The organism is Fructilactobacillus sp. X2R6C1, assembly GCF_059901295.1.
Map to the genome: position 1 here is coordinate 209066 of NZ_JBWXUZ010000001.1, position 19623 is coordinate 228688.

Annotated in this window: 23 protein-coding genes and 1 tRNA gene; 14 read left to right on the plus strand and 10 right to left on the minus strand. The window is 40.2% G+C overall.

The features are described from left to right. The first annotated feature begins 11 nt into the window (after nt 1-11). Nucleotides 12-1397: a class II fumarate hydratase gene (locus AC6UDF_RS01010; RefSeq protein WP_500693438.1), complete on the plus strand. Its 1386-nt coding sequence runs from the start codon at nt 12-14 to the stop codon at nt 1395-1397. A 70-nt stretch (nt 1398-1467) separates the two neighbouring features. On the opposite strand, the gene AC6UDF_RS01015 is transcribed toward AC6UDF_RS01010, so the two are convergent. After that, nucleotides 1468-2505, minus strand: a complete 1038-nt coding sequence (locus AC6UDF_RS01015; protein WP_500693439.1) for a YczE/YyaS/YitT family protein — start codon at nt 2503-2505, stop codon at nt 1468-1470. A 192-nt stretch (nt 2506-2697) separates the two neighbouring features. Between AC6UDF_RS01015 and AC6UDF_RS01020 the strand changes: the two genes are divergently transcribed. The 3 genes from AC6UDF_RS01020 to AC6UDF_RS01030 all read left to right on the plus strand — a co-directional run bounded on the left by AC6UDF_RS01020 (nt 2698) and on the right by AC6UDF_RS01030 (nt 3815). After that, nucleotides 2698-2862: a hypothetical protein gene (locus AC6UDF_RS01020; RefSeq protein ID WP_500693440.1), complete on the plus strand. Its 165-nt coding sequence runs from the start codon at nt 2698-2700 to the stop codon at nt 2860-2862. A gap of 71 nt (nt 2863-2933) precedes the next feature. Further along, nucleotides 2934-3215, plus strand: a complete 282-nt coding sequence (locus AC6UDF_RS01025; protein WP_500693441.1) for a hypothetical protein — start codon at nt 2934-2936, stop codon at nt 3213-3215. A 75-nt stretch (nt 3216-3290) separates the two neighbouring features. Beyond that, a complete protein-coding gene (locus AC6UDF_RS01030; protein WP_500693442.1) occupies nt 3291-3815 on the plus strand; it encodes a TetR/AcrR family transcriptional regulator in 525 nt (174 codons plus the stop codon). A gap of 69 nt (nt 3816-3884) precedes the next feature. On the opposite strand, the gene AC6UDF_RS01035 is transcribed toward AC6UDF_RS01030, so the two are convergent. After that, the gene (locus tag AC6UDF_RS01035) at nt 3885-4085 is read right to left on the minus strand and encodes a cold-shock protein (RefSeq protein ID WP_010022560.1); all 201 of its coding nucleotides are present in this window, start codon (nt 4083-4085) and stop codon (nt 3885-3887) included. 202 nt (nt 4086-4287) lie between these two features. Here AC6UDF_RS01035 and AC6UDF_RS01040 point away from each other — a divergent pair, with 202 nt between their 5' ends. Further along, the gene (locus tag AC6UDF_RS01040) at nt 4288-4992 is read left to right on the plus strand and encodes an NAD(P)H-dependent oxidoreductase (RefSeq protein ID WP_500693443.1); all 705 of its coding nucleotides are present in this window, start codon (nt 4288-4290) and stop codon (nt 4990-4992) included. Between the two features lie 2 nt (nt 4993-4994). Then, entirely contained in the window at nt 4995-5174 is a 180-nt protein-coding gene (locus AC6UDF_RS01045; protein ID WP_500693444.1) for a hypothetical protein, read from the plus strand. Nucleotides 5175-5288: 114 nt separating this feature from the next. Here the strand turns inward: AC6UDF_RS01045 and AC6UDF_RS01050 are convergent, their stop codons facing one another. The 7 genes from AC6UDF_RS01050 to thiD all read right to left on the minus strand — a co-directional run bounded on the left by AC6UDF_RS01050 (nt 5289) and on the right by thiD (nt 12919). Then, complete coding sequence (locus AC6UDF_RS01050) at nt 5289-5993, minus strand: MIP/aquaporin family protein (protein WP_500693445.1); 705 nt, start codon at nt 5991-5993, stop codon at nt 5289-5291. A gap of 2 nt (nt 5994-5995) precedes the next feature. Further along, nucleotides 5996-6781, minus strand: a complete 786-nt coding sequence (gene tpiA / locus AC6UDF_RS01055; protein ID WP_500693446.1) for a triose-phosphate isomerase — start codon at nt 6779-6781, stop codon at nt 5996-5998. Continuing rightward, a complete protein-coding gene (locus AC6UDF_RS01060; protein ID WP_500693447.1) occupies nt 6774-8591 on the minus strand; it encodes an FAD-dependent oxidoreductase in 1818 nt (605 codons plus the stop codon). Before AC6UDF_RS01060 ends, tpiA begins: the two co-directional genes overlap by 8 nt. After that, on the minus strand, nt 8584-10095 hold the full coding sequence (gene glpK, locus AC6UDF_RS01065) for a glycerol kinase GlpK (RefSeq protein WP_500693448.1): 1512 nt from the start codon (nt 10093-10095) through the stop codon (nt 8584-8586). The genes AC6UDF_RS01060 and glpK overlap by 8 nt, the downstream gene beginning before the upstream one ends. A 340-nt stretch (nt 10096-10435) precedes the next feature. Continuing rightward, the gene (gene fba, locus AC6UDF_RS01070) at nt 10436-11314 is read right to left on the minus strand and encodes a class II fructose-1,6-bisphosphate aldolase (RefSeq protein ID WP_500693449.1); all 879 of its coding nucleotides are present in this window, start codon (nt 11312-11314) and stop codon (nt 10436-10438) included. Between the two features lie 13 nt (nt 11315-11327). Continuing rightward, the gene (locus tag AC6UDF_RS01075; protein ID WP_500693450.1) at nt 11328-11933 is read right to left on the minus strand and encodes a 5' nucleotidase, NT5C type; all 606 of its coding nucleotides are present in this window, start codon (nt 11931-11933) and stop codon (nt 11328-11330) included. 185 nt (nt 11934-12118) lie between these two features. Further along, complete coding sequence (thiD, locus tag AC6UDF_RS01080) at nt 12119-12919, minus strand: bifunctional hydroxymethylpyrimidine kinase/phosphomethylpyrimidine kinase (protein ID WP_500693451.1); 801 nt, start codon at nt 12917-12919, stop codon at nt 12119-12121. 110 nt (nt 12920-13029) lie between these two features. Here thiD and AC6UDF_RS01085 point away from each other — a divergent pair, with 110 nt between their 5' ends. The 3 genes from AC6UDF_RS01085 to AC6UDF_RS01095 all read left to right on the plus strand — a co-directional run bounded on the left by AC6UDF_RS01085 (nt 13030) and on the right by AC6UDF_RS01095 (nt 14664). After that, nucleotides 13030-13152: a hypothetical protein gene (locus AC6UDF_RS01085; protein ID WP_010022570.1), complete on the plus strand. Its 123-nt coding sequence runs from the start codon at nt 13030-13032 to the stop codon at nt 13150-13152. 212 nt (nt 13153-13364) lie between these two features. Further along, complete coding sequence (locus AC6UDF_RS01090; protein ID WP_500693452.1) at nt 13365-14465, plus strand: NAD(P)-dependent alcohol dehydrogenase; 1101 nt, start codon at nt 13365-13367, stop codon at nt 14463-14465. A gap of 125 nt (nt 14466-14590) precedes the next feature. Then, nucleotides 14591-14664 (plus strand) — tRNA-Asn (locus AC6UDF_RS01095). 90 nt (nt 14665-14754) lie between these two features. Here AC6UDF_RS01095 and AC6UDF_RS01100 read toward each other — a convergent pair. Further along, complete coding sequence (locus AC6UDF_RS01100; protein WP_500693453.1) at nt 14755-15195, minus strand: hypothetical protein; 441 nt, start codon at nt 15193-15195, stop codon at nt 14755-14757. A gap of 107 nt (nt 15196-15302) precedes the next feature. On the opposite strand from AC6UDF_RS01100, the gene AC6UDF_RS01105 reads away from it, so the two are divergent. The 5 genes from AC6UDF_RS01105 (at nt 15303) to AC6UDF_RS01125 (ending at nt 19596) form a co-directional block, all read left to right on the plus strand. Further along, nucleotides 15303-15977, plus strand: coding sequence for a ribonuclease H family protein (locus AC6UDF_RS01105; RefSeq protein ID WP_500693454.1), 675 nt, complete (start codon nt 15303-15305; stop codon nt 15975-15977). Between the two features lie 42 nt (nt 15978-16019). Continuing rightward, nucleotides 16020-16577, plus strand: a complete 558-nt coding sequence (locus AC6UDF_RS01110; protein ID WP_500693455.1) for a sugar O-acetyltransferase — start codon at nt 16020-16022, stop codon at nt 16575-16577. 94 nt (nt 16578-16671) lie between these two features. Continuing rightward, nucleotides 16672-18387, plus strand: a complete 1716-nt coding sequence (locus AC6UDF_RS01115) for a BCCT family transporter (RefSeq protein WP_500693456.1) — start codon at nt 16672-16674, stop codon at nt 18385-18387. A 94-nt stretch (nt 18388-18481) separates the two neighbouring features. Continuing rightward, nucleotides 18482-18928, plus strand: a complete 447-nt coding sequence (locus tag AC6UDF_RS01120; RefSeq protein ID WP_500693457.1) for a universal stress protein — start codon at nt 18482-18484, stop codon at nt 18926-18928. A 38-nt stretch (nt 18929-18966) separates the two neighbouring features. Next, nucleotides 18967-19596 carry a DNA-3-methyladenine glycosylase gene (locus AC6UDF_RS01125; RefSeq protein ID WP_500723741.1) on the plus strand — a complete coding sequence of 210 codons (630 nt, stop codon included), beginning with the start codon at nt 18967-18969 and terminating at the stop codon, nt 19594-19596. Nucleotides 19597-19623: the final 27 nt, after the last annotated feature.

Here is a 19623-nt window from a genome sequence, read left to right on the forward strand (position 1 = left end):
GAGATGACAAAATGTCTGATTATCGAATTGAAAGTGACACGCTTGGAGACGTCAAGGTGCCAAAGGATGCTTTGTGGGGTGCTCAAACCGAGCGGAGCCGGCATAATTTTCCTGTCGGTCCCAAGTTACCAGTATTGGTAATTCGCGCTCTCATAAACATTAAAGCAAGTGCTGCCGAGGTGAGCATCAAACAAGACACCATCGATCGAAAAAAGGGTGAGTTGATTGAGCAGGGTGCCCAAAAACTATTGAGTCTTTCCGATAATCAATTAATGCAAAACTTCCCGTTACACATTTACCAAACTGGATCGGGAACTCAGACTAACATGAACGTGAACGAGGTGATTGCCCACGTTGCTAATCAGATTAATCCAAAGATTAATGTTTTACCAAATGATGATGTTAATCATTCCCAGAGTTCAAATGATACGTTTCCAACGGCAATGAACATTGCAAGTCTGGTTGCCATCAATCAGCTGTTACCTGAGTTGGAGCATTTGATTAATGTTATGCATCACTTACAGAAAAAGTATTGGGATGTGGTTAAGATTGGGCGCACTCATTTACAGGACGCCACTCCGATGACGTTTGGACAGGAAGTGTCGGGATGGGCTAGCACCATTCAACACGACCTTGATTTTGTGAGGGACAATTCGAAGTCACTACTGGGGCTACCAATTGGTGGAACAGCAGTCGGGACCGGCCTTAATACGACGGAAGACTTTGATAAGGAAATGGTTCAAACCCTGGGTAATAAGTATCATGAGCCGTTTGAAGTTGAAAATAAATTTTATGGATTAGCTTCCCATTCGGCCATTACCATGACGCATGGGGCTGTGCGGACGCTTGCAACTGATCTGATGAAAATTGCCAATGACATTAAATTTCTAGCGAGTGGTCCTAGAGCTGGTTACGGTGAGATTAAAATTCCCGCTAATGAACCTGGGTCATCGATTATGCCTGGCAAGGTGAACCCGACTCAGGGTGAAGCCATGGATATGGTAGTAGCGCGCATCATGGGAAATGATACGACCATCGAAGTTGCTAACACCCAGGGAAACTTTGAAATGAATGTCTATAAGCCAATTATCATATCCTGTTTTCTTGATTCCGTTCAGTCACTGACAGGCATCTTAAGCCACTTTACGGACTTGATGGTCAAAGGGATTGAAGTCAACCAAGATCGCATGGAGGAGTTGGTCCATAATTCTTTGATGACGGTAACGGCATTGTCACCACACATTGGCTATCATCGAGCAGCTGAAATTGCCAATGCTGCTTTAAAGGGAAAGACGAATCTTAGACAGGCGGCCATTGATTCAGGATACGTCACTGGTGATAACTTTGATAAATGGGTTGAGCCATTAAAAATGACTAATTATAAGCGCGAACAATGATCAAGATTATAAATAAAAAAAGGTCCAGCAACTAACGTCTCCGTTATTGCTGGACCTTTTGGGTATTTAATTACTTTTTGGAATCATTGAGATTATTATTATTGGCATCAGAATCTTTTGAATTTTGCGGAGCACCATCAGTAGTACTACCAGTTGATTGTGGATTAACGTTACCGTTTTTGCTTCGTTTCATCATTTCTGCCATCAACATTCTGTACTGGGTCCGGTAAGCATTGTAAGCCTTCTGTGAGTCTTCCATGTTCGTTTGGGCGTCGTGAAGACGAGTCCCTAACTGTTGATTAGTGTACCCTGATAAGTTCATCTGAACGTTTAAAGTGGCGTTATAAGCATGGGTTAGATAATGGTACCCAGATAACGTCGCCTTAGAAATCGTACTAGCGGCGTGTTTAACCGTTGGCTGTTCACTGAAGTCGTCAATTCCGTTAACAATGGGGTCACTAATGTGTTTGTTCCAGTAGGAAATTAGTGGACCGGCAAAGAAGGCGACGATGATTGATGCAAATCCAACGGGGCCACCAGCAAGGACAGCGGCAATCAAGAAGAGGATATCTTGGATCACACGAGCCGTCTTGTACTTGATGTGTAGTCGTGATGATACAATTGGAGCAATGGCATCATAGGGGGCAACACCAAGATTAGGAGCCATGTAGATTGAACTACCAGCCGTAAATAGGATTAGTCCCAAGAAGGCATTAGCAACGATTACGAAGAAGTTAATCCCCGACGGGAAGATTTGTTGGTAAAATTGAGTGAAAATTTGAATCTCAAATCCAACTAGCACCATGTTCATGATGGTTCCAATTCCGATCATGTGACGGTCAAGGAACAAGACAAACACGAAGATTACCAGGTTAGCCAGTAACTGGTACAAACCAAGTGACATGTGCAGATGGTTTGACATACCAATATTAACGGCAGTAAAAGGATCAAGACCTAAAATCTTGCTTGATCGAAGTAACGTGGCACCAAGTGATAACATGGTGATACCAACAAACGACATTAAAACTTTAAGTAATATATTAAATGTTTTACCGTACCAAGTCATTTGTGGTGCGGCAGTATTGCCTGATTGGGTAGAATTACTCATTGAATAGACTTCCTTCTTAATTTGATATTTGTATTATAACTTATTGCATACAGGATTGTAAGGGCTGGGCGGCACAAACGTATTGATACGGGCAATAAATTACAAGAGATGACTAATTTTGAAATATGTATTATAATTCTTGTTAACTTGAACTAATCATTTAAGTTGATTTTGTATTTGGAGGGATTGCTTATGAATATTAAAGTATTAAACAAGCAAGGCGCTCTACCAGTCAAAGACTGGCAACAGCGTGAAAATAACCTTTTTCGAGTTCATCAGCTAATGCACAATAAGAAACTTCAATTGAGTAAATCAGCCAGAGCAATGATTGCACCCATCTTGAAACCGTTAACTTAGTAAATTTTAGTAATTTAATTGCAAGGTGCTGCGGTTTCAACTAAAATGCAATTGTCTAGGAAGTGAGTATAATGGTTGATTCAGATTTGAAACAACAGGTCAAAGATTTATTGGCTCGTAATAAAGAGCTTAAAAGTAAAATTCAAGCTTTGACAAGTGGTACTGACATTTCAGATAAGAGCACTAGTGATTTGAAGTCACAGGTGGTCCAGTTTCAAGACGAATTAAAAAATGCTCTCGATCGAGCTACTCAGTATGAAAATAAATATAATAAAATGAGTACTGAATACATGGAATTATCAAATCAGTATCATGAATTGCAAACGCAACTTGACTCGTTAAAAAATAAATAAGTGTGAGGAGAACATTCTTCACGCTTATTTATTTGCCAAGTTAATCTCTCATGTTTATGGTCGAATGGTGAAAATATGGCAAAAAAAGAAACAGCCAAAAAGAGAATAATTGAAGGAACGTTTGAGATGCTCCAAACTAAGTCTTATCAAGAAATTACGGTGAAAGACATTTCCAAACACGTTGGGGTTTCCCGGATGACGTTTTATCGTAACTTCCATACCAAGGAAGACGTCATCGTTGGTCAATTTCAGGAGACCTTTTCAACCTTTATTAATCGTTTATTAGCGCAAAAGGTCTCTAATTTTAACGGCCTAGCAACGACTTTCTTTACGATTATTAAAGAGAATAAGCGGATGATGGATGTAATCGTTGATAATGATCTGTCTTATTTGTTACTTAAAATCTTAAAAAAATACATTACGAATCTGGTTGACGACGATATATTAGAGTTGCGCGCCAATTCATCGAAAATGCTAATTTCGTTGATTTCAGGTGGTTTAACTGAAGTTTTACTAACGTGGACAGAAGACGGGATGGAAGAGCCCGTTGAAGAATTGGTCATCTTTGCATCGAAGTACATGAACTTTAAGGTTAACTAGTTTTTTAATTTAAAAATATGTATAAAAAAAGAGCTCTGCGATTGCAGAACTCTTTTTGTTTGGCTAAAATTAGTCCATTGGAGTAACGTTAGCAGCTTGGGGACCACGGTCTCCTTCTTCAACGTCCAAAGTAACCTTTTCGCCTTCGTCAAGGGTCTTGAAGCCATCCTTGTTGATAGCTGAGTAATGTACGAATACATCACCATCATCAGTAGTAATAAAACCATAACCCTTGTCAGCGTTAAACCATTTAACAGTACCTTGTTTCATAATATGAAACCTCCTAGCGCATAGCGCAATAAATTTTTCAGTGTTGCTTAGTTTGAATCTTAAAAGGAAGTCATTTCATAATAATACAAAACAAGAAACCTTAGAAACTCGAAACCATTCACACATCTATTTAAATATAACATAAATTCTACTGATGTCAATATGATAGACTTATATTAATCAATTAAAAGAAGATGAAGGCATGAAAACATTAATAATCGTTTCACACCCCAAGTTTCAGGACTCAATTACCCAGGAATTTCTAAGAACCAGTCAAGCTGATTTAGCCGATGTTACATGGCACTGTTTAGATGAAATATATGGAAGTGATCCAATTGACGTGCAAGCTGAGCGTGACCTCTTAAATAAGGCTGATCGGATCATTTTTCAGTTTCCACTTTATTGGTATAGTGCCCCCTCATCGCTTAAAGTTTGGGAGGATGAGGTCTTAAGTCGGGCCTACACGTACGCTAATGAAGATGGCCGTTTAAAGGGCAAGAAACTCGGAATCGTGACGAGTGTGGGCTACCCTAAATCATCGTTTGCGGTGGGTGCTAGTCAATCCTTTAGTATTTCTCAAATTATGACACCATACGAAGCCCTTGCTAGACAAGCAGGTATGAAGTTTATGACACCACTTGTGATTTCGCAATTTGGGTACATGTCGGATGATGAGAAAAAAAAGTTGCTTGTTGACTACCAGATGTATTTGACAGCTAAGTATCCCTTTAACTTTAACGAACGTGAGACGTGGATGGCTTTTCAACTAAAGAAATTGGCAACTGGAAGTATGAAATCACATAAGCAGGATCTGGATTTAATTATTAAAGAAGTGGAAACCAGTCAAGATAATTTAAATGACTTAAAGGAACAAATTAACCTAATTCGGAATCAGGAGGAAGACTAATTATGGATGATAACGAAGAATGGACGACTAATAAGATTAATGAATTAATTAAGACCCAGACGTCATTTATTAATCGTGCACTGTTATATGGATGTAAACAGTTAGTTAAAGAACAGGCCAAAAGAAATGAGCAGGCTGAAAATGAAATTGATGGGAGAAGTTGGAGTCCCGAAAAATGGTAAGGACTCTTTACGTTGATGGTATTGACAACAAAAGGGACCCGTCGTTAAAGACGAGCCCCTGTGGGTACGGTTTGATTTAAAAGCTCCGGTTTGGGAGCTTTTTTATTTATAATACTAAATTCGTTCGCTTCGGTCTGAAATAATGTATTGGTTTATTAAGGCTGCCAGAATCGAACCGACAAGTGGTGCTGTTAGATAAAGCCATAGTGATTTTAATGCTAATCCGCCAGCAAAAATAGCGGGGAACAATGATCGGACGGGATTCATTGAAGCGCCGGTTAACTTACCACCAACAATTACCAAAACAAAGATGGTAAAGCCGACGGCAATTGGTGACTGAATGGCATACATATTTGTTTTAGAATGGTTTAAGACTAGGATCACAATTAACAAAGTGGTGGTCAGTAGAACTTCGGTGAAGAAAGCAATTGGAGCGGAGATGTGGGGGAAGACCGTTCCACCTAAATAATTAGTGCTAACTTCCTTGTTCCAACTTTCACCAGTCTTGTTAAGCAGTGAGACGTAGGTTAAAACGACACAAATTTCACCTAAGAGACCGCCGACTAGTTGACTAATTACATAAATAATCGCCTCTTTTCCGGGCATTCTTTTAGTTAAATACATGGTAAGGGTTACGGCTGGATTTAGATGAGCTCCTGAAAGTGGTCCAGTGGCATAAACCAGAATGGATAAGGTGAGACCCCATCCAACCGACGGACCTAACTGGTCAGCGTACGGTCCGCTGAAAATGATGAGGCCTGTTCCTAAATAGATTAATAAGGCAGTCCCAACCAGTTCACCAAAGATTTTTAATTTCATTATTAGGTTCCTCTTTGAACTTCGGCCACGTCATTGATGATTTTAAGAAAGGTATCTGAAGATAATGAGGCTCTTCCAATCAACAGTCCGTCGATATTTGGTGATGAAAAAATGGCTTTGGCATTTTCTGGGGTGACTGCTCCACCGTATTGAATCCTAATCTTTTCGGCAGTGTCATTTCCAAAAATAATCTTAAGGGAGGTGCGAATCACCCGTGCTGCATGTTCAATCTCCGCTAATGAGGCTGTTTTAGCGGCACCGATGGACCACGATGGTTCGTATGCGATGACTAAATGTTCAGCATCCTTTCTGTTGATGCCAGCAAATGAAACGGCAATTTCGGTTAAGGGTGACATCTCCAGATCATCAGGATTATAGGTTGAGGTATCTTCTGAGATTGCCACTACCGGAGTGAGGTGATTGCGAAAACTACCCATGATTTTTAATCCAATTGTACCGTTCGTTTCTTTAAACATCTTGCGGCGTTCATAGTGACCAATAATAGAACCATTGATTCCAAGGTCTGATAATGCAACCGGGGACGTTTCTCCGGTGTACGGACCTTCGTCGGCCCAGTGCAAATTTTCGGCAAAAACTTCGATGGGCTCTTTTTGGGATTGAATGAACTGAACCATTTTATAAAGGTAGACGTTTTGAGCCGCAATGCCAACTTGAACGAGGTTTTTATCAGGCAACTTACCTTCTAATGATTTTAAGAAGTCCTCAATATCTTTGCTGGTTTTGTTCATTTTCCAATTTGCTAAAATAAGTGGAATTCGATTACTCATTGAGACTAGCCTCCTTTAGTTTCTTTAATTGAGACTGATGGCGGATCTTAAAGTATTCCCTGGTCATGTTTTCTTTAGTTGCTCGATCCCAGCCTAATTGGCGACTCATCTCATCGATGACCGGCCTCTCGATTTGATTGGTTTTTTCGGAATCAAATAGGAGGTAGTTCGTTCTTCTAAGTAAGAAGTCGATCGGACGACTGATCATTTCGTGATCGATTGAGTAGTGAAGAACACTTGTTTCTGCCAAAGTTAGACCTGGCGCAGTGACGCCACTGGCAACGTAGTTAGCGATTAAGGGAGTGTTTGATCCAAACAGGTTGGCAATCGCCATGGCTTCCTTGGTGCTTAAGCCGCGGTTGACTAAGGTGGCAGCATAACTTTTAATGTTGCCGTTAACGTCGTTTGAATCGAAGTGGCCACCAGAGATTTGGTAATTTTTAGAGTCAATTAATGAAACAGGTTGATCAAATTTTTGTTCCAGTTCTTTTTTGACAAGTTTCATCGTGTCTTCGCCCATTAGCCGGTAATCGGTTAATTTACCGCCAGAGACATTGATGACACCGTCGACCAGTTTGATTTCAAATCCACGTGAAACACTTGAAGCACTTTGGTCGTTTGAAACTACCGAATGAACGTAATTGTTAACGTCGTTGTGGTCAATCTGCCGGTTAAAGTATTGATTGATTTTAGTGTCCAAGTGGTGCAGATCGTCGTCGTTTAAGTTTTTGTGCGTGGTATTCCCGTTATAATCACCGGATTCAATCAAAGGACGAATGCCAGCCCAGCTTGCTTCTATATCGTTAGTCGTTAAGTTAGCGTTTGGGAAGTGTTGGTTAACGGTCTTTAAGAGATAGTTAACATCTTTTTGATTAACGGTTGGGTTACTGTAATCACCATCGTAATCCGTGTCCGTCGTTCCAAAGTAAGTTTTTCCAAATCTTGGGATGATAAAAATCATCCGACCGTCGTCTAACCCAGAGTCTAAGTAAACGGGGAGGGGCACCTTAAGTTTGCTTTGATCAACTACTAAGTGAACTCCCTTGGTAGGTCTGATTTTTTGCTTATGATCGTAATCAAACATTTTAACAATGCCATCGTACCAAGGGCCTGCCGCATTGATGACGATTTTGGATTTAATTGGAAATTCGGTGTTATCTTCTCTATCAATCACGTTTACAATCTTTTGATTGTGATCGTTTTCGATGTTGACTGCTTTAACGTGACTAACGGCAACGGCACCATCACTGACTGCTTGTTTAATGTTTTCGATTGTGAGGCGCGCATCGTTATTTTTGTAATCAAGATAGACTCCCATCCCAACTAAATGATTGTGGTTTAGGTTGGGTAATTTTTTCTCTGCATCCGCTTTTGACAGTGTTTGGTGTGCAAAGGGACTGTCTTTTGGAACGTTGGCTAAATGATCGTAAATGGCCATGGCGACTTCTGCGCTTAACGGGGTGAAGGTGTCATCCTTATTATCGTAAAGTGGCAGTAGCATTTTAGAAGGACGAGGGATGTGTGGAGCGATATGTTGCACAATGGCTCGTTCCTTGACGGTGTCGTTTACGACGTCAATATCAAAAGTCTTGAGGTAGCGGATTCCCCCATGAACGAGTTTGGTCGAACGACTACTGGTTCCTTCAGCAAAATCCTGCATATCAATTAAAGCGGTTTTGAGACCCGAAGCAGCGGCCTGAACGGCAATGCCTGCTCCAGTGATGCCACCGCCAATGATTGTGACGTCAAAATCATCATTTTTAAGTTGATCAATATCTTGGTTTCGGTTTTTATACGAAAAGTTATTCATTTTCATTCTCCTGAGGCTTAAATGATTCAGTTGCCTTAACTGCTTGTTTCCAGCCCGAATATAAGCTTTCTGCTTCATCTTTTTCCATGTTGGGATTGAAAATGGTTGGCTCAGGCTGAAGTTTTTTAAGTTCGTCAATACTCTTCCAGAATCCAATGGCTAGTCCCGCTAAATAGGCGGCACCACGTCCTGTCATTTCAATGTCTTTTGATCGCACGACTGAGGTCTCTAAAAGATCGGATTGAAATTGCATTAAATAGTTATTTAACGAGGCTCCCCCATCAACATGGAGGTTGGTGACTGGCATATTAGTATCATTTACCATGGCACCCACAACGTCCCGACTTTGATAGGCAATGGACTGTAACGTTGCCTTAACAAAGTCATTTTTGGTGGTTCCACGTGATAAACCGAAGACCGCACCACGCGCGTCTGGATTCCAGTATGGAGCACCTAATCCAGTGAATGCTGGGACGACATAAACCTCATTGTGATTATTAGACTTGTTGGCTAGATTTTCGGTATCGGGAGCCGTTTTAACTAACTGCATGCGATCCCTTAGCCACTGGATGGCGGAACCAGCAATAAACACGGATCCCTCCAAAGCGTAGGTAATTTGACCACCAATTCCATAACCAATCGTGGTTAATAAGCCGTTGTGTGAGTATTTGGGCTTTTTTCCCGTATTCATCACAATAAAGGAACCGGTACCATAAGTGTTTTTAACGTCACCGGAATTAACCGCTAAATGACCGAATAGAGCGGCTTGTTGATCACCAGCGATTCCAGAGATGGGAACCGAAGCACCAAAAAAGTTTTCCGGCAGACTCTTACCAAAGACTCCCGATGAGTCCTTGACTTCTGGAAGCATGACTTTAGGAATATTGAGAATGTTCAGTAATTCAGGATCCCAGTCGAGATTTTCGATGTTATATAGCATGGTTCGAGAAACGTTCGAATAATCGGTCGCATGAACTTCACCGCCCGTTAGTTTCCAAAGTAACCAACTGTCGATCGTACCAAACAGAAGTTCACCATTTTCGGCTCGTTCCTGGGCACCAGAGACTTGATCCAAGATGTATCTGATTTTAGTGGCAGAAAAATACGCATCGATAATTAAGCCGGTTTTCTTTTGCACCATGCTTTTATACCCGGCATCAATCATTGTTTTGGCTATTGGGGCAGTTTGACGTGATTGCCACACAATGGCCTTAGAAATGGGCAATCCACTTTCTTTGTCCCAAATTACGGTGGTTTCTCGTTGATTAGTAATTCCGATACTAGCGATCTCATTCGGATTAATCCGGCCCTTGATAATGGCGGTTGCCATCACGGCTTGGGCGGTTAACCAAATTTCGTTAGCATCCTGTTCCACCCAACCGGGTTCCGGGAAATACATGGTTAATTCTTTTTGATCGCTAGATACCACGTTTGCGTTTTTATCGTAAATGATAGCGCGAACACTGGTGGTTCCTTCGTCAATTACTAAAATATATTTTTTCATTTTGTCTATCACTTCTTACTTTCACAAATAAACCATATTTCACATAATTATTAAATGTGCCATTTTCCTAGGATTCGCTTGATGGCAGCATTCATAAACTAAAGAAAACGTTTTCTTTAACGGTTAGTATACTACCAATATCAAATTTCACAATAAAAGCATCCTGGATAATATCCGGCTTTGAGTAAGAAAATGAGTAATCACGTGGGTTAACGTTCGTCAAACTTTATTCATTTTATTATATGTAGTTGATGAATGAACTGATGGAATAAAAAAAGGATTCACATTTTTAGATAAATGTGAATCCAGATGGATTAATTATTTTGATAACGGGTATGAATTAGGCTTTGTTTTCTGATCCAAAGACTCTAATCCGGTCTAGGCACATGTTTTTAAGCGCGTTGGTTCCAGCCTTTAAGAAGATTCGGGGGTCATAATTTTTTCCTTCGAGGTCTTTATCAGAGTGGACGTAGTCACGCATTGCTTGGTGGAAAGCTAATTGTCCCTCAGTATTGACGTTGATCTTAGAGATTCCTAATTGAATAGCCTTTTTGATTTGGTCATCAGGAATTCCAGAGCCGCCATGGAGAACCAATGGGATTTGCTTTCCCGTATTATCATAAAGGGCTTGGTCGATCTTTTTTAGATGAGCAAAGTTGAGACCCTTCCAGTCCTTTGGATACTTACCGTGGATATTACCGATGCCAACTGCCAGCATGTCTACGCCAGTCTCGGCCATTTTGACGGCTGAATCAACTGGTGCAATTTCACCATCAGCAATTACTCCGTCCTCTTCACCACCAATGGTTCCGACTTCAGCTTCGACACTAACGTCTTCTGCGTGTGCTAACTTAATTAGGGTCTTGGTTTTTTCAAGGTTTTCGTTTAATGGTAAGGCAGACCCGTCAAACATGATTGAAGTGAACTTGATTCCAAGGGTTTTAATGGAGTCGTAGTAGTTTCCGTGATCGAGATGGATTGAGACCGGTACGGTGATGTTTAATGCATTGTGCATATCCACGATCAAATCATAGGCTAATCTAAAACTGCCCATGTAGTTGGCCGCACCAGAAGTAACCTGCATAATGACCGGTGACTTGGCTTCTTCACATGCTTCTAAGATGGCTTTCGCCCATTCGAGGTTGTTGACGTTGAATGCCGGAACGGCATAGTGTTCTTTTCGAGCTTTATCTAACATTTTAGTACTGTTTGTAATCATTTTATTTTCTCCCTTATTCCCAATTTTCTTTTTGAAACGTACTTACATTTCCGTGGACGACGTATTTTGGATTTTGATCATTAGCTTGATTGACGGCATCAATCAACTGGTTAGTTTGATTGTCATATTGGGCAATTTTAATCAAGAATGGAACTAGATCATCTTTCCAAGTCAATCGTTTATCAAATCCGTATTGGATCCACACACTGTTGGTTTTGGTGTCGTTCCAAGCACTGGCACCATGATACGGACGATCATCGATCAGAATTCCACCAACGTAGTGAACGAGACTCTTATCGTGAGTCATTGTGATTTTTTTGTAAAAGGGGCTTCCTTTTTCCTGACCAAAGTAGCGTTGAATCCACGCTACCTTATCCTGCCAAGCACTTGGATTGCTCCACGGAGCAGTAGTGAGGATGTACAAATCATAATATTTTTTTAATTGATTAACACTTTCAATCGCATTTTCGGTCGGATCAAGATCCTTAAAGATGCCGGGGATCCGATCAGGACGAGCTCCGGTTGGTAATGATTTCGCCCGTTGGTTTAGAACAGGGATGGTATTAACTAACACGTTATCCATGTCTAAAAATAATTTTATTGGTTTGTTTGCTTTCATGAAACATAAGATTCCTTTCCTTTTTGATCAATAAATTAATAATCAAAATTATTTAAGCTTGGATAATTAGAACATACCACATTATGATTAATTTGCCTCAAATGAAAATTGAGCTCAATCCAAAAAAAGACCCAAACTCATCCCTTAATTAATGAATTTGCGTCTTACAAATATTAATTCCTAAATTATCTTGCCCAATGATTGATTGGACCATATTTATGACCAACTTGGATCTCGTCTTCGATTGCGCCATCAACGTATTGTTTGGCAATCTTAATGGAATCGGCAACAGTGTGTCCTTTTGCCAGTTCAGCGGTAATGCCAGCTGAAAGAGTATCACCAGTTCCGTTTTTACGGTCGGTGGTAAAATAAGGGCCGTCGGTATTAAAATGTTTGCCGTCTTCAAGTAAAACGTAGTCAGAAACCTTGGTCTGACTAGGGTCATCATGGCGTCCTTTGACAATTACGTTACTAGCCCCCATGTCCTGCATGGCTTGAGCTGACTTTGCCATAAAGTTGGGATCGTCAACGTCTAAACCAGTCAACTTTTGCGCTTCAAAAAAGTTCGGCGTGAGGACGGTTGCCATGGGAACCAGTTGGTTTTTCATGGCGTCAAAAGCATCCGTTTCTAAAAGCATGGTACCAAATTTGGTGGTGATTACTGGATCAACCACGAGGGGACCAAAGTCATAGAGCTGATAATCTTTTACGACCGTATTAATGATGTTAGCGTCTGATAACATGCCAGTTTTAGCAGCCAAGATGTGAAAGTCATCACCGAGGTCTTTAAATTCCTGGTCAATAAAACTAGTCGGCATGTTAACACTATCGTGAATCCCATATGAATTACCCGATACACATGCTGTGATAATCGATGCCCCGTAGACCCGACGGGCAAAGAAAGTGTTTAAATCAGCTTGGACGCCAGCACTACCGTCGCTATCGCTTCCAGCAATCGTTACTGCTTGTGGATAATCTTTAGCCATTTTTTGCGTCTCCATTCTAGTTTGATTTGATTTTTACCTGTTCCATGTATTATAATACTAAGAGCTGATGTATTTAAGGAATTAGACTTAATTGGAAGGAGTTTTTCATCATGAGAATTTGTCATCCAAATGGTGTCCAAGGTCGTCGTCCGATCGACACTAAAAAACGTAAAGCAAAACAAAAAGAAGTAGCAGACTTACAAAAGTTTTTGAAGCAAAAACCTGCTAAATAATTGAACTAATTAACTTTTACTAGACGTCTGATTATTGATTTATTTTGATAATTAGTGGTCTATTTTTTTGTGCTTTTTTATTGATAACCACTGAGCAAGGTGTGATAATGATGGTGAAAATTATGGGAATGGGATGATAAAAATGGGAGTTGTAGGTTTCTAACCTAAAATGATTTTTGTAAATGAGTTCTTAATAAAGGAGACTGAAAATCATGACTGATGTAAAAATTCCCGACTATGACAAAAATAATATGCCTAAGACCACTAAAAGTGCGGTCTTAGAAAAAATGTTTGATATTGATATGAAGGACACTAAGTTAAAGAAAATGGGTCCAACTGATGTTTTGATTAAAGTTGTGGCAGTTGGAATCTGTGGTTCAGATGTTCACTACTATGACCAAGGACACATTGGTGATTTTGTGGTTAAAAAACCCTTAATCTTAGGACATGAAAGTTCTGGTGTGATTGTAGCAGTGGGTGATCAAGTAACCGACTTTAAACGTGGTGATCGAGTCGCAATGGAACCGGGTGTTCCCTGTGGTCATTGTGAGGCTTGTCGAACCGGTCATTATAACCTCTGTCCTAACATGCAATTCATGGCGACCCCGCCAGTTGATGGTGATTTAACTCAATTCATCGTTTATCCACAAGACTTTGTTTATCACATTCCTGAAAACGTTTCTTATGAAGAGGCGACTCTAAATGAGCCACTATCAGTTGGCGTTCATGCTACACAGAAATTGGGAGTTGACGTGGGATCTACTATTTTGATTTCAGGGATGGGACCAGTTGGATTGCTTGCGATCTTAGCTGCAAAGGCCCATGGTGCTGACACCATCATTGTTAGTGATACCGAGCAACTCCGACTTGATACCGCCAAGAAGCTGGGAGCTACTCATGCAATTAACATTAAAAATGCGGATGTTTTAGACGAAGTTAAGACCATCACAAATGGAACGGGCGTTGATTACGCCATTGACGCTTCAGGATCAGTTCCAGGTGAACAAACTTCACTTCACGCACTGAAGCGGGGTGGCAAAGTCGCCTACATTGGTGTCCCAACAACCGACCAAACGCCACTGGATGTTCCGTTCATGACTGACCATGAAACCACCATTATGGGGATCTTTAGATACTGTAACAACTACAAGACTGGATTAAAGATTTTAGCTAAAAACACTGATAAGGTTGATAATCTATTAACTAACTTTTATCCACTAGATGAAACGAAAGCGGCTCTTGAAAAATCAAGAACGGATAAATCGAACTCTTTAAAGGTTATCATTTACCCAAACGAGCAGCTGCGAAAATAGATTAAACTTGAGTTCTGCGTTTCTTTAGCGCAGAACTTTTTTTATTTAAAATAATTTGATAAAACAGTAGACAGTTAATTAATAACTGTGTATACTTGTGAACAACAAATTAAGTAATTCATTATTGCTGTGTAGTTCAGTTGGTAGAAACGCTTCACTGTTAATGAAGATGTCGCTGGTTCGAGCCCAGCCACAGCAGCTACAAAAAAGCACCCCTCATTTGATTGAGCGGTGCTTTTTTGTGAAATTAGTTAATCAAAAACCCAAATTCAACTCGGGACTTTTGATATTAATGCTTTTTACCCTTTTTAGCTTTTTTTGGTTTACTTTTTTTAGGTTTTGGCATTTGTCTAAGCTGGTCTTTCATGCCTTCAATTTCTTTTGCATGCTCTTGTTTCCATTCTTTGAATGAAGATCCTGAATCAGAATCGGCTGGTTTAAGGCCGGTATCTAACCAGAATAATGCTTCTGATAGACTAGGGAAATTGTGCAACCAAAGCGTCTGACCATTCTCTGAATCGAAAGCAACGTATGAGCGGGAGCGCCGCTTTAAGAAAGTATGCTTTCTAATCTTAAACGCTTCCCTTTTTCTAGTTAAGAAGTAATCTGGTAAAATGTACTTACCGGGAGTCATTAACTTGGGAAAACGTTCATTTTTTTGAGCATGACGGTCCTTGAGCATTGCTAACGCTTGATCAACTGTAATTAATTTTGCAGCTATGTCAGCCATTGTATGAATCCCCTCCTGTATGTTATTTTCGCATAAATATTACAAAATGCAAAACGATATGATTAAATGTAATAATTAATTAAGATTTTAATTCAAATGGAGCTAAAATGGCAAAGAATAAGAAGTATTACGCGGTAAAGCAGGGGAGACACCCTGGAATTTATCCGACGTGGGAACTCACTAAAAAGCAAGTTGATGGATTTTCGGGAGCTGAGTATAAAAGTTTTACAACTAAAAGAGAAGCTGGCGCGTACTTATATGGGGTTCAATTTGAAAACCATCCGGTGGAAAGTAAAGTAGGTAAACGCCCAACCATCATTGTATTTACCGATGGTGGTTCCAGAAATCACGGTAATGTTGCTGGTGGTCACGTCAAATCAAACGATAAGGCGGCGTGGGCATACCTAATTGATGCTCCGACCGGTCAGCACGTTGATTCAGGCGGTGAGTATGGGGTGACTAATAATAGAATGGAGATTATGGCACTCGTGAAAGCTTTGAAATGGTTGTTTGATCATCAGCTTAACGACCAGAGTGTTGGGGTTGTCAGCGATTCAAAATACGTTTTAAACGCCATTACTAAACACTGGATTGACGGGTGGAAAAAGCGCGGATGGAAACGTAGTGGCGGAGAACTTAAAAATAAGGAACTCTGGCAACAATTGGATGATTTATTGAAACAGTTTCCTAACATCCAATTTGGTTGGACGAAGGGTCATGCCACAAATAAAGGGAACGTCTTCGTGGACGAGAAATTGAATCAGACTATGGACAAAATGTAAATTTTCCTAATAATAAGGTTAAGACCTAAAAGGAGTGATTCAATGACGAGTGAAAGAGAAAAAATGACTAAGGGAGAATCTTATAATCAATTTGATAAAGAACTGATTAGTCGAAGGATCCTTTGTCGAAAGCAGTTGCAGGAGGCTAATAATACCCCTAATAATGAGAGGCGGAACCAACTGATTCAATCCTTGTTAAAAAAGAGCGGACCAAGATTCTTTGTTGAGACTGGGATGGAGTTTGATTATGGCTTTAATATTTACATCGGAGACAACTTTTACGCTAACTACGGATTAACGCTGCTTGATACGGCTCCAATCACATTTGGTAAAAATTGTTACATAGGTCCTAATTGTGGACTTTATACAAACGTCCACCCGTTAAACGCTAAAAAGCGAATCGCGGACGTCGAGATGGCCGCTCCCATTACCATCGGTGATAATGCCTGGTTTGGTGGTCATGTCACCATTGTTCCCGGCGTAACCCTCGGAAACAATGTGGTGGTTGGTGCTGGAGCTGTTGTTACCAAATCATTTGGAGACGATGTGGTTTTAGTCGGCAATCCAGCCAAAGTATTAAAAAAGATTGATAATAATTAGTGAATTTTACTTATTATCTTAGTTGTGTATAATGATAGTGAAAGATAAGTAATTATCATTTGTGTGACCTTTACAACGCTATGCAAGTGGCTCTATGAGCACCATACATAGCGTTTTTTGTTGTGAAAAAAGCGTTTGGAGGGATTTCTTTATTTTTAAAAAATTTAATATTGATAAATTCGTCTTTATTCCAACCTTATTAATTTTTGGAATTGGTTCAATCATTCTGATTATTGGTGGTTCCAAGTTGCAAGGAGTACTAGCGGTAGCCTTAAATTGGATCACTAATCAAATGGGATGGGCCTATATGGTGGTTTACATAATTAACTTCTTATTTTTTATGTGGTTAATCTTTTCAAAGTATGGTGCTATCCGCTTGGGTGAGCCCCACTCCAAACCAGAGTATAGTGATTTGCAGTGGGGCAGCATGGTCTTTGCGACCGCAATTGATGCCAGCATTTTAATGTTGAGTATGGTGGATCCGCTTCGATACTTGCAGCATCCTCCCTTTGGGGCTAAACCATTTTCACAGAGTGCTTATAATTATGCGCACATGTTTGGTCAGTTTAACTGGGGACCAATGGCATGGATGATGTTTGCTCCGGCCACGATTGCCATTGCTTATATTCTATTTGTTAAACACGGCAAGGTACAACGCCTTAGCTCTGCCATTGATTTTATTCAAGGTGAGGCTAGGTGGAAGTATTACACCAGACAGCTAGTTGATTTTCTGGTTGTCTTTGGAATTATGGGTGGTGTTGGATCATCGGTTGGAATGGAAATTCCCATTATTTCTAATGTTTTAAGTCGTTTATTAGGGATTCCAGATAATTTGGAACTTAAAACTGCGCTCTTTGCGGTGCTATTTGTGATCTTTGCCTGGACCGTTTATAAGGGATTAAATGGTGGAATTGATCGTTTGAGTGATGCCCATATTTGGACAGCCATTATTTTCTTAGCCTTTGTCCTGTTAGTTGGTCCAACTATTTATATCTTAAGTTCAGAGACCAACAGTTTGGGACTCTTGGCTGATAAGTTTGTTTCCATGTCGACTAATACCATTCCCAATGGAACTGCGGACGTTGCCAAACTGGAAACGATTTTCTACTGGGGCTGGTGGCTGTCATACATGCCGGTCATGGGACTCTTTATTGCTCGTATTTCTAAAGGACGAACCATTCGTTCCACTTTGATTGGAATGCTTGGTTACGGTTCAGTAGGATGTTTAAGTTTTTATGCAATTCTTGGTGGCTATTCGTTATGGTTACAAAGGACCGGACAGATTAACTTGGTTCATATTTTGAATACTCAGGGGCAGGCTGCTGTCATTACTGCTGTATTATCCAGTTTGCCCTTTAAGGTAATTGTTTTTGTCGTTTACTGTATTTCGTGTTTTATCTTTCTGGCGACGACCATCTCGTCCTCAGCTTTCATTGTTTCCTCATTTACAAGTTTAGGGTTAAAGGAGGGACAGGAACCAACCCAGTTTAACCGAATGACATGGGTTGTTGTCTTTGTCTTATTCTCGTTTGGACTAGTAGTTGTCGGAGGATTTAGCACCATCCAGACATTCTGTGCGATTGCTGGATTTCCATTAATGTTTGTATGTATCATGATATTGATATCGATTTACCACATGGTTAAAAATGATGAAGGAATCGTGCTTAAAAATAAAGCAATGGACAATCTAAGAATTAAACAAAAAAAGGAAAAGATGCGTCGTATTCATGCTAAAAAAATGGTAAAAAGTATTGAAGACGCTCAAAATGGTGCTGGTGAAGCGTCGCTACCTGATCCTAATAAAGAATAATGAGTTAATAATAATCAGTGGGTTGCTACTGATTATTTTTTTATTAAAAATCATAAAATTAATGATATGATGTTATTGAAAGGGGATGGAGACAATGGAAAAATTTAAACCATTGACATTTGAAAGAATTTTATTGACAGTTGATCCCGACGATAGTAAGTCAACGCAACGGGCTTTTCGTTACGCAGTTACTATTGCCATTAAGTTTCATGCGGCACTTGGAATTTGCTCGGTGTTAGAAAATAATGATATTAATATTTATGATTCTTTAACACCAAGTAAAATCGAAGCAAAACGGGATCATTTACGAGAAGTGGTTGGTAATTACACCGATCGAGCAAGTGACGCTGGCGTGGAGGACGTAACCCCCATTATTTCGGTTGGTGGGAACATTGACGATGAAATTTTGGATGCCATTGCTCCCAAGTTTAAGGCAGATCTCTTAATTTGTGGAGCTGATGCGACCGGTGAACACGGTAATCGTAGTATTAGTGTTAAACTGGTTAAGCAGTCTAAAATTTCAACGATTATCATTCGTTAGTCTAAAGTTTTTAATAAGAAGTAGGGTAGGTAAGGGTTTTGTCAGATAAGTTAAGAGATTTTTTTAATGAAGGTACCACCGATGAGATTACTAAAAAGATGCTTGGAACGTTACTGGTTTATCATTCTCCAAAGGGGTTGATGAGCGGATACGTTACCGAAGCGGAAGCCTACCTGGGACAAAGAGATTCAGCAGCGCATGCCTATCAGGGGAAAAGGACCCCATCGAACGAAGCCTTGTATGGTGTTCCTGGCACGATTTATATCTACTCCATTCATGGTCGACTTTGTTTGGACGTTGCTGCTCAGGCTAAGGACGTACCAGAGGGAATTTTGATTCGTGGAATCGAACCTTATCAAGGGATTGACTTGATGAAACAAAATCGTAAGAAAAATGGTTTTGAATTGACTAATGGCCCGGGAAAATTAATAGATGCCTTGGGGATTTATGACAAGGATATGAACTTGATTGAGCTTGGTAACACCGCCCTTGACTTAGACATTGATCATGTGAAAGTCCCAAAAGAAGTGGTCGAATCGGGACGAATTGGGGTTAGTGACCGAGGAACTTGGACGGACAAGCCGTATCGTTTCTACGTTAAAGGGAACCCTTATGTGTCTAAGATACCTAAGCGTGATATGGATTTAAAAACATACGGATGGAAATAAGGAAGGGATGCTACTTTCATAAAGTAG